Source organism: Streptomyces sp. NPDC020996 (genome assembly GCF_040641355.1).
Taxonomy (GTDB): Bacteria; Actinomycetota; Actinomycetes; order Streptomycetales; family Streptomycetaceae; genus Streptomyces.
Genome location: NZ_JBFADM010000088.1, coordinates 1 through 16920 on the forward strand (window position 1 = coordinate 1; position 16920 = coordinate 16920).

Sequence of the window (16920 nt, forward strand, 5' to 3'; positions counted from 1 at the left end):
TGGGACTCGGGCGGCCCGGCCTGACCGGCCTGTCTCCGCGGGGCCCGGAAGGGCTCCTGCTCACACCGCGCTGCCCCAAGCCCCCTCCCGGGAAGGCCAGTGATCCAGGATCTCGGCCAGGCGTGTGCCGATGATCCGGACTCCGTCCCGGGTCAGTACCGACTCGGCGTGGAACTGCATGGAGGCGAAGCCGAGCCCGCGCAGCGCGTGCACCTCCCCCGTCGCCACGTCCCGGCTGACCTCCACCATGCCGACGCCGGGGTAGCTGATCTTGTCCTCGGTGCTGCGGGCGGCGAAGGTGTTGTAGAAGCCGACCTGTTCCCGCGCCCCGAAGAGGTCGATCTCGCTCTGCAGGCCCTGGTTCGGGACGTCCCTGCGGACCACCTTCAGTCCCAGTTGCAGGGAGAGCACCTGGTGACTGAGGCAGACGGCGAGGAACGGCCGCCGCTCGGCCAGTAGCTGGCCGATCGCCGTGTGCAGATGGGCGATCTTCGGATGATCGGTGTCGCGCGGATCCCCCGGACCCGGGCCCATGACGACCAGATCATGGCCGTCGAAGGTGTACTGCTCGTCGAAGCGACGCACCTTCACCTGAAGCCCCAGCGACCGCAGCTGGTGGTCGAGCATGGCGGTGAACGTGTCCTCCGCGTCGACCACCAGTACACGGCGCCCGACGAGCGCCGGCAGCGGACGGGCTCGCTTCTTCGCCGTGTCCAGCCAGAAATCGGCGATGCCGGTGTTGCGCCGGGCGAGGGCGGTGCGGACCTGTGGATGGTCCGCGAGGCGGGAGGGTTCGTCGGCCTGCAGTGCCGAGAGCAGCCCGGAGGCCTTGGCCTTGGTCTCGGCGACCTCGGATGCCGGACGGGAGTGGCGGACGAGGGTGGCGCCCACCCCGATCCGGATCCTGCCGTCACCACCGATGTCGGCGGTGCGGATCAGGATGGCGGAGTCCATGGTGTGCCGGCCCTCTTCGTCGCGGCCGATCAGCGCGGCGACTCCGCTGTAGTAGCCGCGGCCCCGCGGTTCGTACCTGCTGATGGCCCGGCAGGCGCTCTCCAGCGGACTTCCGGTCACGGTGGGGGCGAACATCGTCTGACGCAGGATCTCGCGCGGATCCTGGGTGGTGTGCCCCTCGATGAAGTACTCGGTGTGAGCCAGCCGCGCCATTTCCTTCAGGTAGGGCCCGGTCACCCGGCCGCCGGCATGGCAGATCCTGGCCATCATCTTGAGTTCCTCGTCCAGGACCATGTAGAGCTCGTCGATCTCCTTGCGGTCGTCGAGGAACCGCAGTACGTCCGGCAGAGCCGGACCGGACGGCGGATAGCGGTAGGTGCCGCTGATGGGATTCATCACCGCGGTGCCGCCCGCCAGACTGATGTGCCGTTCCGGTGTCGCGCCGACGAAGGTGCGGCTGCCCGTGTGGACGATGAACGTCCAGTAGGCGCCGGTCTCCTGTTGCAGCAGCCGACGGAAGAACGACAGCGCGTGGTGGAGTGTGTAGTCCGTGATGTCCGCGACAAAGGATCGCTGGATCACGAAGTTCGCGCCCTCGCCGCGGCCGATCTCGTCGGTGATGACCTTGCGGACGAGTTCGGCGTACTCGTCATCGGACACGTCGAAGTGGGCGCCGGACAGCCGGGTCGGCAGGGCGGGCAACTTGGCCAGCGCCTGCGGACACGGCATGGTGGCCTGGTCGGTGACGGTGATCGCGATCAGCGGCTCGCCATCGTCGACGCACGCGAAACCACGCTCGGCGATCTGCCGGTAGGGCATGAGCACCAGTACGTCATGTCCTGGCCGGCGGCCGGAGCCGGCCAGCGGAACATCCGCGATGGTGTCCACCGTGGACGCATCGCCGACCAGGACGTCCAGTAGACCCTTGCCGGTCTCGGGACGGTGCAGTAGGGCGAAGGCGGGTGGCTGGGGCACGAGTACCCGGTCGAGCAAGTCGTCCGCTTGCCCGGACGCTGTCATGCCAGTATCTCCTTGACAGTGGTGACCACCGCGCAGCGCTGAGCGGCGTACTCGAGCGTCAGCCGGTGGTGGTCGGCGGAGAAGTCCGCGATGGCGTCCGCGACGATGAAGGTCTCCACGTCGTGGGAGAACGCCTCGAGCGCGGTCGTCAGTACGCCGACGTGCCCGTACACACCACAGATCACAAGCTGGTCTCTACCGCACTCGTTCAGTCGCTCGCGCAGGTCGGATCGGAAGAAGGCGCTGTAGCGCCATTTGGTGAACACCCAGTCCTCTTCGGCCGGGGACAACGCCTCGACTATCGCCCGGTCGGCCGGATCGGTGTTCATCCCGGGACCCCAGAAGTCCTTCAGCAGACCGCGTTGTTCCTCTGTCATGCTGCCGGGCTGCGCCGTGTAGGCGATCGGCGCTCCGAGTCCGGAGAAGCGTTCCCGAAGCAGCGCCGTGTTCCGGACCAGGTCCTGCCGGATGCCGTCGGGGAGAGGGCGTAGGAAGTAGCGCTGCATGTCATGGATGAGCAGCACCGCTCGTTCCGGATCGACAGCCCACTGCGCGACGTTGCCGGGCAACTCGGCCGACGTCGGCATCGGGTAGGGCGCGATGGCAGGGATGCCTGCCATGAAGTCCTCCTTTACCACCAAGGGTTTCTCAGACACCGAGGGAGGCGCCGCCGTCGACGGTCAGGTCGTGCATCGTGATGTGCGCGGCCTGGTCGGACAGCAGGAACACCACCGCGTTCGCGATGTCCGACGGCTGGGCCAGCTTGCGGAGCGGAATGCCGACCCGGAAGGCTTCGAGCCTGCCCTCGATCGTCGCTCTCGGACCGGTCTCGTCCTGCCACATGGACCTGAGCATGGGAGTGTCGGTCGATCCGGGCGCGACCAGGTTGCACCGGATCCCGTATTCGGCGACCTCCAGGCCGAGGCACTTGGTGAACATGGTCGCCGCGGCCTTGGACGCGGAATACGCCGCCATTTCCGCACGGGCCGTGCCGGCCGCGTTGGACGCCACGGTGACGATCGCGCCGCGTGAGCGGGGCACCATTCGGTTGACCACGGCCCTGGACATCAGGAAGACACCCGTCGCGTTGACCGCGAACGTGGCGGCCCAGTCATCGTCCGTGAGACTGCGTGCCTGCCCCAGACGGAGCACACCGGCGGCGTTGACGAGGAACTCGACGGGGCCCAAACGCCGTTCGGCCCGTTCCACGACTTCCTCCACGGCCGTGCCGTCGGTGACGTCGGCCGCGAACGCCTCGACGTGCAGGCCGTCAGCGGTCATCTTCTCCACTGCCGCGCCGAGGCGGGAGGCGTTGTGGTCCACCGCGGCGACCCGCGCACCGCGCTGGGCGAGCGCACGGGCGACGGTCGCGCCGATCCCGCTCGCGGCCCCAGTGACGAGAGCAACCTTGTTTTCCATGCACCGACCTCCTTGGTGGGCCTCAGCCCCGCCATGCCGAGACCACCGAGACGGCCTGGCCGGGGTTGAGACGCGGGTCACAGAAACTGGTGTACTTGTCCCCGACGTGACCGACGCCGGACTCGCTCTGCACGCATTCGGTCACGTCGTCCGGCGTGGTTTCCAGATGGAGTCCGCCCGCGACCCCGCCCGAGTTGCGGACCGCGACCTGGAACTCGAGTACCTCCTGCACCAACGTCTGTACGAAACGCGTCTTGAGCCCGTCCGGTGTCGTGACCGTGTTGCCGTGCATCGGGTCGCACAGCCAGATCACCGGGTGTCCCGCGGCACGCACGGCGGAGACCAGCGCCGGAAGCCGTTCGGCGATGTTGTCGGCGCCCATCCGGCTGATCAGGGTGAGCCTGCCCGGCTCCCGTTGCGGGTCGAGGCGTTCGCACAGGGCCAGCAGTTCGTCGGCCGTCATACGGGGACCGACCTTGCAGGCCACCGGATTCGCCACCTGCGCGAGCAGGGCGATATGGGCGCCGTCCAGCTGCCGGGTCCGCTCACCCACCCAGGGCCAGTGTGTCGAGGACAGCAGCAGGCGCCCGCAGTCGAGCCTGCGCAGCATCGGCAGCTCGTAGTCGAGCAACGCCGCCTCGTGACTGGTCCAGATCAACGGGTCGATGTCCGGGCTCCGGCCCCGGTCGGGCCAGCCCAGGTGGCTCATGACCGCACTGGCCGCCCAGTAACCCGTCAGCATGCGCTTGGGATCGGGGCGTCGGCACTCGAGGTCGGGCTCCGGGCCGTTCACCATGTGGCCGCGGTACACGGGCAGTTCGAGATCTCCGACCCGCTCGGTGGGCCGGGAGCGAGGCTTGGCGAACTGGCCGGCCAGCCGGCCCGCGCGCAGTACGGGCTTGTGGGTGTTCATCTTCATCATGCCCGCGAGCACGTCCAGCAGCCCCGCCTTGCGGGCCACGTAGCCCGGCGTGCATTCGGTGGGATCCTCGGCGCAGTCGCCCGCCTGGATCACGTCGGCATCGCCGGCGGCGACGATGGCCAGCAGGGAACGCAGAGTGTCCACGTCCTCGCCTGTGACCAGCCCTGGGCGGGCCGCCAGTTCCTGGCGCACTCGTCGAACCAGCGACTGGTCGCCCCATTGCGGTTGCTGCATGGCCGGCCTCAGGTCGCAGTCACGGACAACGTCGTGCAAGTCAGCCGATCGGTCCAGAGACGAATGAGTGGTGAGCACAGTGACCCCCGGGAGCTGCTCCATACGTGTCCAGCTACGGACGGATGTCGGTGCCGTGCTGTGGCGATCCGCACGGTAGGGCGGGCATGCAACTCGATCGCCAGGAGGTACAACCCTGACCTCACGGGCAACGAGGTCCACTCCCAGCGCGTTGCCAGTCTTCTGGTTGGCCGACAGCGCGGCAAACTCCCGTCACCTGACTTCGTCAAGTGGGCTGGCAGTCCATCAGGTCGGCGACTCCGTCGGGCGCCCGTCGATGCAGGCTTCTGCAACAGGTAGTTGCGTACTTATACCGCTCGGTATAACGTTCGAGCCAAGGGACTTGGAAGTGAACACGGTGATCAGCGCCGCTTGATCGATGGTGGTGACCGCCGTTGAGCAGCTGCGTACAGATCTGAGTGATGCGGAAGTGCCGCATTGCCAGGGGGTCGGGTGCCGGGAGGCACCACATTGGGGAAGCGGCGCCCGCGCTCGAGATGCACGACCATGACCGCCCACCCCTCCCGCTCTGGATGCGCGGCGTGATCTGTTGAGAGGGTAGATGAGCAGTCAGGGTTCAGTACCCCAGCGAACGCACCGTGGTCAACCCGACAAACATCGCGCCATCGCTCAGGCGGCGCGGGCGGTGTTCGGGCAGAAGGGGTACAGCGGTGCCAGCGTCGACATGATCGCGGCGGAAGCCGGCGTGTCCAAGCGCACTATTTACAACCACTACCAGGACAAGGAACAGCTGTTTCTGTCGGTCATCCTCGAAGGCTCCGCGGAGGTGGCCGAGACCCACACCCGGATCGCGGACCGGCATCTGCGCAAGATCCTCGATCTCGAGGAGGATCTCGTCGCCTTCGCGCTGGAGTGGGCCAGCTCGCCCACGGCGTTCGCGGGGCACTTCGCCTTGGTCCGCACCATTCAGGCCGAGGCGGCGCGTATCCCGCCGGCGGTGCTGGAGGCCTGGCAGGACACCGGGCCCCGGGCGTTCAAGCAGGAGCTCGCCAGGTATATGTCCCAGATGGCCGACCACGGCCTCCTCGCCTTCGACGATGCCGACACTGCGGCGCTGCACTTCTATCTGCTGACCTTCGTCAGCGTGGCGCAGCGGTCGTTCTATGGCGCGATCCCCATCGGCGAGGCCGAGATCACCCAGCTCGTCGTCGGCGGCGTCAAGGCATTCCTCCGTCTCTACCGACCTGACTCGGGCGAGCGGGAAACGTCCGACCGTGTGAGGCGCGGATGGGTATTGCGATAGTTCCCGGAAATCGATTTCTCGTTTTTTAGCGGGTCATCTGGTCACAGCCGCGGCCAGCTGCTTCGTCTTCTTTTTCTCTCGGTTTCGGTGAGTGGATTCTGCCTGCCCTGATCCTGTACGTCCGGCGTCCGGGCCAGGTGAAGATGTCTTTCCTGTTGGGCGAGAGGGTCAAATAATCTCGCGTGGATTTTCGCCTTCGAGTTTCACCTGGGGTCTTTTTCAGCTTTGTTCGGCCACGACCGGAGAGATTCATGGACCGTGGATTTCTCGGCCGAAAGTGGTCAAAAGACCGTCGTCCCAGGAATGTGTGTCGAGGTTCAAAAGCTCAGTCGAACGTGGGAAAGCTGTCGGTTCGGAGAAATGAAGCGCCGCCCGCTGACGATCTGGATGCGGGACTTTCCGGAAGGTGCGTCCGGCGCTTTTTTGTGACGCAGCCTGCGGCTTGATGAAGCACTGACACTGACAAAAGAAACAGGGGGATTGTCGTCGATGAGGTGCACACCGTTATCAGTCGCCAGCCCGGACCGAACCGATACGATATTTCCTGATCAGGACACGCGGGAGTCCGGGCAGGTCAGGACCATTCCGATACGCAGCCTGTGGCCGGATGTGACCGGTCGGAGCAGGGGCGAGAGCGACGAGTACGTAGAAATGCTTTCCCAGTTGTCGGGGAAGCTGCCGCCGATCGTCGTGCATCGCAACACCATGCGAGTGATCGAAGGAATGCACCGTCTGAAGGCGGTGCAACTCCGCGGTGAGCAGTCCATCGACGTCATCTTCGTCGATGGTGACGAGAGGGACGTGTTCGTCCCGGCGGGCAGGCCGAACGACGGACGGGGCGTGCCGTCGTCACTCGCCGGCCGCGGGGCGGAGTCGGATCAGTTCCCCAAGTCTCCTGCGCAGCAGCCGGATCGGGACATCAGGGCGGCGGCCGGTCTCGTACCGGAAGCCCTGGGCGCGAAGCGCGGGTGTTCGACCGCCCCGGACGTCGCGTCGGCCATGCGCACCACGCTCGACGGCCGCGGCCGCCCGATCTGCATGGCCGACGTTCGGGGGATCACCTGCGAACGGGTCCTGCCCCAGCAGGAGACGCCAGTGCGACAGCTGCCCGGGCATCGGCCGTACCTGACATCCGGCGGCGGGTCCGCTCCGCAGCCGGACCATGTCCGCCGTGAGGAGACGGGACCGCTCGACATCACCCTCCTCGACGAGTTGTGCGACGACTTGTTCGGCATGCTGGTCCGCCGTGACCAACGGCAGCGGGCCCGGCAGTACCTGCTGGGACTGCTTCAGACGCCGGGCCGCAAGACGATCAGGAACATCGCGGCGTTCATCGGCGGACCGGGGATCGACCAGCGCCTGCACCACTTCATCAGCGACTCGACGTGGGGCTGGGAGCCGGTCCGCGCCGCACTGGCCCAGTACGTCAGGAGCGCGTCGGCGCCCGAGGCGTGGGTCATCCGCCCGGTCATGATTCCCAAGGCGGGCCTGCACACAGTGGGCGTGAGCAGGCGGTTCTGCCCCGCCCGCCGCAAGGCCGTGCACGCCCAGCAGGCGGTCGGGGTCCTGGCCGTGTCCGGGCAGGGCAGTTTCCCCGTGGGCTGGCGGCTCCAGATGCCCAAGGAGTGGCTGGAAGACGATCAGCGGCGCAGCCGCGCGGCGCTCCCCGACAACCTGCGTGCCGAGTCGCTCGGTGAATGCATGGCCCAGGCCTTCCTGCGGGTTCCCGGTGAGCACCGGGAAAGCGACCCTCCCGCGCTGCTCGACGGGCGTGATCTGGACACCACCCAGCTCTTCCGGACACTGTGCACGGCCAGGTTCCCCGTCCTTGTGCGGATTCCGCACAGCATGCCGCTGTACGTCAACGACGCGGGTCTCGCCGGCTATCGTCCGCACGCCCCGCAGATCGCCCGTCAGATCGCGGAGGCGGCCAAATACCGTCGGCGCCCGATAACCGTTCTGGATTCCGGGACGCCGAAGGCGCTCATGGTCGCGGCCGTCGACGTCCAGGCACCGATCGGATCCGATTTCCGGCAGCCTCCGATGCAATTGCTCACGGTCAGTCCGCTCGGTGAAAGCACGAACGAGGAGCTGTGGGTCACGACCCTGACGTCGATGCCGATCGCCTCCATAGTGGGCCTGACCAGACTCCTGCAGCGGGTCGACCGTGACCTTGAGGAGATTTCCGAACAGGTCGGCATCTGGGACTTCAGCGGCCGGTCCTACCCGGGCTGGCATCGGCACGTCACCCTTGCCTCGGCGGCGCACGCCGCGCGAGTGCTGGTCGGCCCCGGACACCTGCCGGACATGTCAGGCCGCTGAGGCGGAGCCGCCTTTCCTGCGCGGACGAGAAGGTGACAAAGCTCATTCTTTCTGACCGAAGTGAATTAACGCCGCTGATACGTTGCCGGTATCGCCGCGGGCAGGCCACGTCATGGGAGATCACACATGCCTGAGCAGAAGAACACGACAGAACTACTGATCATCGGTACCGGCGTGATCGCCATGTCGATTGCCTACCACTGCGCGGAGGCGGGAATTGATGTCGTCCTCCTGGAGCGGGATGAGCCCGAATCCACCGCGACCCAGACCGCGGGCGCGTTCCGCACCTACTTTCCGGGGCAGGTGCACGACTCCGAACTCGTGGTGCGCAGCCTTGACGACTTCCGTTCGTTCGGCGCCACCATGGGCGCCGATCTCGGGATCACGGAGACCGGGATGCTCGTCGTGGCGGACACCCCGGAGCAGGCGACCGCGTTGGAGGCGGAGTTGCCCGCACAGCGCGAAGCCGGCGTGCGACTGGAGTTGTTGACCGCCGCGGAGGCCGTCCGGCGCAACCCCTGGCTGGACGCGGCAGACGTCGAAGCGGCGGTCTGGTGCCCGCAGATGATCCACCTCAGAGCTGACGAGGTGCTCCGGTCCTATACCGAGGGGGCACGCAAGCACGGCGCCCACCTGATGAGCGGCGCGGTCGCCACCGAGTTGGACCCGCTCACCGGCCACGTCGCCACTACACGGGCCGATTTCACCGCGGAGGCGATCGTCATCGCCGCCGGGCAGTGCAGTGGTGATATCGCCGACATGGCCGGCTTGAAACTGCCGCTGTGGGGCCAGTACGCCGAGCTGTACCGCACCGACCCGGTCGGCGAGGCCGACGTCGACGCGCCGTTCACGTTCCACCCCGGCGCCGGACTGAAGACGATGGGGATCGGGCCGTCCTTCCTGGTGGGACTCGAGCGCTTCTCCAAGAAGCAGGGCATGCGGGACATCTGGTACGAGGCGGCTCGCCAAGAGGTCGCACAACGCTACCCGCGACTGCGAGACGTCAAGCTGCACAGTGCCTGGACCGGAACCCTGGACGTCACACCCTCGAAGACGGCGCTCATCGGCAAGGCGAGCGGCAAGCACGAGCGGATCTTCTTCGCCGCCGGATTCACCGGCCACGAACTCGGCCAGGCACCCGCCACCGGCAAGATCATCCGCGATCTCTATCTCGGTCGGCGGCCCGACGTCGACATCACGCCGTTCTCACTGGCCCGCAACGGGGCATGACCACCCGAGGAGCGGGAGTGCGCATCCGGAGCAGCCCCTGGGGCGTGTTGGGCGTGCTGTGTGCCGGGTTCTTCATGACGCTGCTCGACACCTCGATCGTCAACGTGGCCATTCCCGCCGTCCAGGCCGATCTGAACGCCGGCTTCGACCAGATCCTGTGGGTCGTCAACGGTTATGTGCTCGCCCTGGCCGTGCTGCTGATCGCCGCGGGCAGACTGGGAGACCGGTTCGGGCCGAAACGGCTCTACGTGGCCGGCCTCGTCGTCTTCACGGTGGCCTCCGCGCTCTGCGGCGCCGCGACGAGTGCCGACCAGCTGATCGCGGCCCGCGTTCTCGCCGGCATCGGTGCGGCCATGCTCGGCCCGCAGACCTTCGCCTTCATCACGATGCTGTTCCCGCCGAACCGGCGGGGAGCCGCCATCGGGGTGTGGGGCATGGTCGCCGCGCTGTCCACAGTGAGCGGTCCACTGCTCGGCGGGGTGCTCGTCGACGCGCTCGGCTGGCAGTGGATCTTCCTGGTGAACGTGCCGATCGGGGTCCTCGGCGTGATCCTCGCGGTGTTGGTCGTTCCGGACCCACGACCGGGTGCCCACCACCGGTTCGACATCCCCGGCATGATCCTGATGTGCCTGGCGCTGTTCGCCATCAGCTTCGGCCTGCTCGAAGGCGAGCGATACCACTGGGGCACCGTCGCCGGTCCCCTGTCGATCTGGTTGCTGCTCGCCCTCGGCGGGCTGCTGCTCGCCGTCTTCGTGCTGGTGCAACGGGTCGGGAACCGGGAGCCGCTGGTTCCGCTCGCCCTGTTCGCCAACCGTGGCTTCTCGGTGGCCAGCGCCACCATGCTGTGTTTCGGCTTCGCGATGATCGGCCTGGCACTGCCCATGACGATCTATCTGCAGTTCGTGCTGGGCCTGTCGCCGAGCACGGCCGGGATGACGCTGGCCGTGGCCTCGTTCGCGTCGGGCCTGGTCGCCCCGATCGGCGGCCGGTTGTCCGACCGCATGGGCCGCAAGCCGATGCTCATGCTCGGCCTGGTCGCGTACGCCGCCGGACTGACCCTGCTGGCGGTTCAGGCCAAAGTCGGCGCACACCCCTGGCAGTTCGTTCCCGCGCTGGTGATCACGGGTCTCGGTGTCGGTTGCGTGTTCGTCCTCACGGCCAACTTGGCCGTCGGTGATCTGGACCCGAAACTGGCCGGAGGCGCGTCCGGCGTCTTCAACACCACCCGGCAGATCGGGGCGGTGCTCGGCGGATCCGCGATCGGCGCGTTGCTGCAGAACCGGCTCAGCGCCTCACTGCACGAGCATGCCGCCGAGCGGGCGGCCGAGTTGCCGCCGGAGGTCAGAACCTCGTTCATCGACCACTTCGCCGGAATCAGCGCCACCACCCTGCGGGGTGGTGACACGTTCGCCGGCACGCTGTCCCTCGGCCAGCCGCCCGAGGCCGTCGACAGGATCCGCGCTGCGGGCGACGCGGTGCTCCGGGACGGGCTCGTCGACGCCCTGCGGGAGACCGCGGTGCTGCCCGTCGCGGTCTGCCTGACAGCGCTGCTCTGTGCCTCGAGGCTGGCGCGTCCCGCGGCCCAGGCGCCCGCGGCGGGTCCGGGGAGCGCGAGTCAGGCCCACATGCCGACGGGGCGATCGGGCTGAGGACTCCGACGCTCATCGTCCCCGGCTGATCGTGCCGGTAATGTCGGTGCCTGCCCGGCAGGTGCCGGCATTTGGCATGCCTGGAATAGGGCCCGGGCCGCGAAGTGACAAACAACCGGCGTTCTGACAAAGATGCCACCGTTATTGACCGACGGAATCACGCCGCTCCTATAGTCGGTCGTGACGGGATCTCGCCCGTGACTGAAATCCAACTCCCCTGGGAACCTGGCGTGCGCTCTGTCCGGCAACAGGGGTCGAGTACAACGAGCTGGGGGCATAATGCGCCAAATTGAGATCGCCTGGGAGTCGATCGGCGCCAGGGTCCGGATCACCCTCGACGAAGGCCGTAACGCAGACTGTGTCGAGCCGCTCTGGGCAGCACTGCCGTACCGGACTTTGCAGGGTCACGCACTCGTGGCCGGTGACTGCATGTACCACGTGCCGCCGGCGCACGATCTGCTGCACGCGGTTCCGGATTACAAGGTGGATCGAAAGATTCAGCCCATAGGCACGGTGTTCCTTTCCGCCGTGCAGCACCTGACCATCAAGTACGGCGAGCTGACCGAGCCGATGCCGACCTCGCCGATCGGCTCGGTCGTGCCCGAGGACGTCGAGTCGCTGCCGAAGATCGGCCAGCTGATCTGGGACTCCGTGTACCGCAACGGTGAGCCCGTGATCGCCCAGGTGCGGCGGGTGGACGGACCGGCCGGCCACGGAGTGCGGCGGATGGACGCCGAGTCCGAGCGGGTCCGCGCGCTGGTCGAGCGGATCGCCGCGGAAACCGAGCGCGTGCTGGTCGACCCGACGGATGAACTGGTCGACATCCACGAAGGAAAGTTCCCGTCCGGGGCCGGAACGAAGAATTCGGTATTGACGACGCTGGTCGCCGTCAATGGTGAGACCCGGCCGCTGGGTTATGTCTCCTACACGAGTCTCGTGCGTGCGGCCCGGCTGACCGAAATCCCGCTCTCGGCGTTGCTCGAGATGGCCAAGATCTTGCTGGTCAAGCCGACCGAGTTCCTCGGCTACTGCGGCTTGAACACGCTGTGGGACATCACCAAAGAGGTGATTGCCGCCCTTGACGGAATCACCACCCGCGAAGATTTTGTCGCGCTGATGGCGCAGATGGCGACGTATGTCAACTCCATCGGTGCCTGGAATCTTCAGCTGTTCCCGTGGGATCTGGAAGGCGACAGCTGGACCTACCGTCCGACCGTCACGAGGAGTGCGAATGTCTGAACAGAAGAACACGGCGGAACTGCTGATCATCGGCGGCGGGGTGATCGGTACCTCCATCGCCTACCACTGCGCCAAGGCGGGCGTCGACGTCCTCCTGCTGGAGAAGAATCAGTTCGGTGCCGCGACCACGTCCCAGACCGCCCGTGCGTTCCGCACCTACTTCCCGCGGAAGCCGCACGACTCCGAGCTGGCCGCACGCAGCCTGGAGGACTTCAAGACCTTCGCCGGGGGCATGGGGGTCGATCTCGGACTGGCCAACCTCGGGCTGCTGACGGTGCTGACCAGCCCGCAGCAGGCGGCCGAGCTGGAGGCGGAGCTGCCCGACCACCGCGAGGCCGGTGCGGAGCTGGAACTGCTGACCGCCGCGCAGGCGGTGGAGCTCAACCCCTGGCTCGACCCGGACACGATCGAGGCTGCGGTCTGGAACCCGCAGACGTACCGCGTCAAGCCGGAGGTGATCGTCCAGGGATACGCCGACGGCGCGAAGAAGCTCGGCGCGCGACTGCTCAGCGGTATCACCGTGACCGGGCTGGACGCCGGCAGCGGCGTGGTCAGCACGACGTCGGGTGACTTCACCGCGGAGGCGATCGTCATCGCGGCCGGACCGTGGAGCGGCGAGGTCGCCAAGATGGCCGGCCTGGACCTGCCGGTGTGGGGACAGTTCGCCGAGCTGCTGCACACCGACCCGCTCGTCGACGAGGGCGACGTGCACGATTCGCCATTCACGTTCCACCCCGTGTCCGGTCTGAAGACGATGGGCATGGGCAAGTCCTTCCTCGTCGGCCTGGAGCGCATCTCCAAGCAGGACGGCATGCGGGACATCTGGTTCCAGGCGGCCGTCGAGGAGCTGCCGAAGTGGTACCCACGCCTGAAGAACGTCAAGCTGCACAGCGCGTGGACCGGAACCCTCGACGTCACGCCGACGAAGTCGGCCCTCATCGGCAAGGCGGGCGGCGAGCACGAGCGGATCCTCTTCGCCGCCGGTTTCACCGGCCACGGACTGGCGCAGGCGCCGGTCGCCGGCCAGATCATCCGTGACCTCTACCTGGGTCACCAGCCCAGCGTGGACCTGACCCCGTACTCGATCGCCACCAACCTGGCCCGGCTCGAGGCCTTCTGACCAGATCGTCCTCGCGGCGGACGGCGCCCCTGCCCGTCCGCCGCTTCCCCGAGAGGTGTAGACGATTGTCGCCGGTACAAACCTTCACTGCGCAGTGGCAGGGCGAGGCCCTGACACCACTGAATCCCGATACCGCCTTCAACGGCTTCATCTGCGCGCACGTGGTGCACGCACTCGAGCGCCTTGGAATGTTCCGGAAGCTCCAGGACGACGGTTCCGTCGAGGTCGCCTCGTTCTGCCGTGAGAACGAGCTGGACGAGACGATCGTCCACGCCCTGGTCCGCGCCGCGGAATCCTTCGGATACCTGCGATCGCGCGGTGACCGCGTCGAGGCGACCCCGACGGGGGAGGACGTCCGCCGGACGCTCGGCTTCTTCACCTGGGGCGTCGGCGGCTACCACGACGTCTTCGCGAACGCCGCCGCTGTCGCCCGCGGGGAGCGCCGATTCGGCGTCGACCTCCATCGCGACGAGGGGATGGTGGCGCTCGGCTCGGCCCAGGCGGACACCGCTCTCATGCGGCACATCCTGGACGAGGAGATCGCCGAACTCGACTTCACCACGCTCGTCGACCTCGGTGCCGGCGTCAGCGAGCGGGTCTCCCGGCTGGTCAAGGCACGCCCCGGAAGCCGCGGCATCGGCATCGACATCAGCAAGTCCGCCACCGAGCTCGCGGTCGGCACCGTCGAACGGTACGGCCTCGACGGCACGGTCACGCCCGTGTGCGCCGACGTGCTCGACATCCTCTTCAACGAGCACCAGGTCAAGGGCGCCGAAGAAGCCGATGTCGTCATGAGCTTCATGTTCCTGCACGACCTCCTGGTCGACCCGGCCCGCCGCGATCAGGTGATTCCCCGGCTGCGTGCGGCCTTCCCCAAGGCGAACACGTTCCTGCTGGGCGACACCACGGTGCGGCCGCGGAACGGCGAGAACACCCTGCCGGTCTTCTCCAGCGGTTTCGAACTGGCCCACGCGCTCATGGGCGTTCCCATCTACACCCGTGAGGCCTACGAGGAGCTCTTCGACAAGGGAGGCATGCGCCTCCGCCGTGCTGTGCCCTTCGGCGCCCCGCACACCTATCTGTTCGTTCTGGAGGCAGCGTGAGCCGCGTCGCCGCCGAGATAGTGTCCCGGCTTCCCGTTCCGCTCGCGGTGGCGGGGCATCACCAGCCCGCGCCCTTCTACCTCACCGCCGACATGTTCGGCGGCATGCCGGTCCAGATCGCTGGTGGTGAGCTCAGCGCCCTGGTGGACAAGCCGGTCGCAGAGCCGCACACCCACGAGGTCGACGAGATCTACTTCCTCATCTCGCCGGATCCGGGCCAGGCCCGCATCGAGGTGCATCTCGACGGCGTACGTCATGAACTGACCTCACCGGCGGTGATGCGCATTCCGGCGGGCAGCGAGCACTACTTCGTCACCAAGGAAGCAGTGGTGGGGAGTTACTGCTTCGGCATCCTGTTGGGATCGGACCTGTGAGTGCGCCGGCACGGCTTGAGCCGAAGGTGTACAACACCAGCGTGCCGGACGCGGACACGATGGTGCGGTTGCACCTGAGTGAGAGTCCTTTCAGCGCGAGCCCCGCGGCCGTCGCCGCGGCGACGGCCGCGCTGGAACGGGTCAACCGCTATCCGGCGCCGCAGAGGGAGAGCCTCGTCGAGGCCCTCGCCGAGCACTGGGGGGTTTCCGAGGACCAGATCGCGGTGGCCAACGGCAGCGACGAGCTGGTGCTGGCCACCGCACTGAGCCTCGGTGAACTCTCCCGCCCCGGCCTGGTCACCGCGGGCACTTTTCCCGGCTACCGGGAAGCCCTTGAACGCATCGGGCGTGGGGCGGTCGAGCTGCCACTGCGGGACGCGGACCTCGACGTGGAGGCGTTCGCGGACCGGCTTCTCCACCACGGCATCGGGTACGTGTGCAATCCGCACAACCCCTCCGGAACCGCGCTGTCCAGAGACACGTTCGGCACGCTGGTCTCCGCGGCGCACGCCGGCCAGGTGCCGCTGGTCTTCGACGAGGCCTACCAGGAGTTCAGCGACCCGGGCCTGCCGCAGACAAGGGACTTCCTCGACCGGGGCGCTCCGGTGCTCGCGCTGCGTACCTTCTCGAAGGCATACGGGCTGGCAGCCCTGCGGATCGGATATGCCGTCGGCCGTGCCGACCTCATCGCCGAGGTCCGCCGGACGCTGAACGTCCTCCCGTTCAGCGTCAACCGTGTGGCACAGGCGGCGGCACTGGCCGCGCTCGCCGATCAGGCATTCCTCGGTGCGATCCGGGCCGGCACGGCCGAACGGCGCGAGTGGTTCTGCGCGGAACTGGAGCGGCGGGGGTACCGGTACCTGCCATCGGTGACGAACTTCGTCGCCGTCCAGGTCGACGGCTCCACCGAGGCGCAGAACGCACTCGCCAAGGACCACGGCATTCTCGTGCGGGACACCGGCATGTTCGGATTTCCCGGCCATCTGCGGGTATCGCTCGGCACGGAGAACGAGTTGCGTACGTTCCTCGACGCACTCGATCAGCTCACCGCCGACTAGGGCCCTGCTGACGGCTCTCCGCGGCGTCGCGACGCCCGGCGCGCCCTCTCGCCGCATCGCGCGCAAGCCCCAGTGGCCGGGAGCACGCACCGGACGCCGCTTCTTCTGCCACGGAGATCCATCAAGAGGGCCCTGGCGCCCCAACAGTACGGAGGTAACAAATGGTCAACGCAATTCCGGACGGATACTCGGAGCTGACGGCATATCTGTCCGTGGACGGGGCGAGTGAGGCGATCGCCTTCTACAGCGAGGCCTTCGGGGCGAAGGAACTGTCCCGTCACGTCGCTCCCAACGGCAAGATCATGCACGCGCAGGTCAAGATCGGCGGCACGATTGTCATGCTGTCCGACGAGTGGGTGGAGGTCGGCCTGCCCGGCCCCAAGACTCTCGGCGGTACTCCGGTCACCCTCTACCTGTTCGTCGAGGACGTCGACGCCACCTTCGCCCGGGCGTTGCAGGCCGGAGCGAAGCAGCAGCGAGAAGTGCAGGACAACTTCTTCGGTGACCGGACAGGACAGGTCATCGACCCGTTCGGGCACCGGTGGACGATCGCCACCCATGTCGAGGACGTGTCTCCGGAGGAGTTCGAGCGACGCGCGGAAGAGCACATGCGCGCAAGCGGGTGATGGGCAAGCGCCGGATGCTTCGCGGACCGGGACGGCACTGAGCGGATGTGCCGGCAAGGGCCTCGGGGGCGGGCTCGCCTGCCGGGGCTGGGGCTGTCGTCGCCTCGGCCCACTCCCGGACGCCACCTCGGCCGCCTCCGGCCGACCCGGTCCGGCGTCGCCCCCCGCTCCTTGCGCAGCAGCTCGGCCCGCTCGGCCGGTCGCAGGCGCCGCTCGGCAGTCCACGTCGGCACGCCCACCGTGCGCCTTCCTCCCGTCGCGGAACCCGCGAGGAGCCTCGGGCGCACCATCCGGAACCCGTGAACCGGCCCGTGGCGGACGATCACCTG

The 16920-nt window shown here is 67.6% G+C and carries 14 protein-coding genes; 10 read left to right on the forward strand and 4 right to left on the reverse strand.

Annotated features, from left to right (window positions below; genetic code table 11):
* Window positions 1-60: 60 nt before the first annotated feature.
* From AB0G63_RS35985 to AB0G63_RS36000, 4 genes are read right to left on the reverse strand one after another with little or no spacing between them, the layout of a single operon-like run.
* Entirely contained in the window at window positions 61-1974 is a 1914-nt protein-coding gene (locus AB0G63_RS35985; protein WP_360759117.1) for an anthranilate synthase family protein, read from the reverse strand.
* Window positions 1971-2594, reverse strand: a complete 624-nt coding sequence (locus AB0G63_RS35990; protein ID WP_360759119.1) for an isochorismatase family protein — start codon at window positions 2592-2594, stop codon at window positions 1971-1973. The genes AB0G63_RS35985 and AB0G63_RS35990 overlap by 4 nt, the downstream gene beginning before the upstream one ends.
* Before the next feature lie 28 nt (window positions 2595-2622).
* Window positions 2623-3393: a 2,3-dihydro-2,3-dihydroxybenzoate dehydrogenase gene (locus AB0G63_RS35995; protein ID WP_360759121.1), complete on the reverse strand. Its 771-nt coding sequence runs from the start codon at window positions 3391-3393 to the stop codon at window positions 2623-2625.
* Window positions 3394-3415: 22 nt separating this feature from the next.
* Window positions 3416-4549 (reverse strand): 3-deoxy-7-phosphoheptulonate synthase, encoded by a 1134-nt coding sequence (locus AB0G63_RS36000; protein ID WP_360759123.1) that lies wholly within the window; start codon window positions 4547-4549, stop codon window positions 3416-3418.
* Window positions 4550-5168: 619 nt separating this feature from the next.
* Between AB0G63_RS36000 and AB0G63_RS36005 the strand changes: the two genes are divergently transcribed.
* The 10 genes from AB0G63_RS36005 to AB0G63_RS36050 all read left to right on the forward strand — a co-directional run bounded on the left by AB0G63_RS36005 (window position 5169) and on the right by AB0G63_RS36050 (window position 16591).
* Window positions 5169-5870 carry a TetR/AcrR family transcriptional regulator gene (locus tag AB0G63_RS36005; RefSeq protein ID WP_360759125.1) on the forward strand — a complete coding sequence of 234 codons (702 nt, stop codon included), beginning with the start codon at window positions 5169-5171 and terminating at the stop codon, window positions 5868-5870.
* Between the two features lie 489 nt (window positions 5871-6359).
* A complete protein-coding gene (locus tag AB0G63_RS36010) occupies window positions 6360-8192 on the forward strand; it encodes a transposase (RefSeq protein ID WP_360759127.1) in 1833 nt (610 codons plus the stop codon).
* Between the two features lie 126 nt (window positions 8193-8318).
* The gene (locus AB0G63_RS36015; RefSeq protein WP_360759129.1) at window positions 8319-9422 is read left to right on the forward strand and encodes an FAD-dependent oxidoreductase; all 1104 of its coding nucleotides are present in this window, start codon (window positions 8319-8321) and stop codon (window positions 9420-9422) included.
* Window positions 9423-9439: 17 nt separating this feature from the next.
* Window positions 9440-11071: a DHA2 family efflux MFS transporter permease subunit gene (locus AB0G63_RS36020; RefSeq protein WP_360759131.1), complete on the forward strand. Its 1632-nt coding sequence runs from the start codon at window positions 9440-9442 to the stop codon at window positions 11069-11071.
* A gap of 279 nt (window positions 11072-11350) precedes the next feature.
* Window positions 11351-12310, forward strand: a complete 960-nt coding sequence (locus AB0G63_RS36025) for a hypothetical protein (protein ID WP_360759133.1) — start codon at window positions 11351-11353, stop codon at window positions 12308-12310.
* Window positions 12303-13430 carry an FAD-binding oxidoreductase gene (locus tag AB0G63_RS36030; protein ID WP_360759135.1) on the forward strand — a complete coding sequence of 376 codons (1128 nt, stop codon included), beginning with the start codon at window positions 12303-12305 and terminating at the stop codon, window positions 13428-13430. Before AB0G63_RS36025 ends, AB0G63_RS36030 begins: the two co-directional genes overlap by 8 nt.
* A gap of 65 nt (window positions 13431-13495) precedes the next feature.
* Window positions 13496-14533, forward strand: a complete 1038-nt coding sequence (locus AB0G63_RS36035; protein ID WP_360759137.1) for a class I SAM-dependent methyltransferase — start codon at window positions 13496-13498, stop codon at window positions 14531-14533.
* Window positions 14530-14907 (forward strand): cupin domain-containing protein, encoded by a 378-nt coding sequence (locus AB0G63_RS36040; RefSeq protein WP_360759139.1) that lies wholly within the window; start codon window positions 14530-14532, stop codon window positions 14905-14907. The genes AB0G63_RS36035 and AB0G63_RS36040 overlap by 4 nt, the downstream gene beginning before the upstream one ends.
* Window positions 14908-14933: 26 nt before the next feature.
* Window positions 14934-15965, forward strand: a complete 1032-nt coding sequence (locus tag AB0G63_RS36045; RefSeq protein ID WP_360759141.1) for a histidinol-phosphate transaminase — start codon at window positions 14934-14936, stop codon at window positions 15963-15965.
* Window positions 15966-16126: 161 nt separating this feature from the next.
* Window positions 16127-16591, forward strand: a complete 465-nt coding sequence (locus AB0G63_RS36050) for a VOC family protein (protein ID WP_360759143.1) — start codon at window positions 16127-16129, stop codon at window positions 16589-16591.
* Window positions 16592-16920 lie beyond the last annotated feature (329 nt).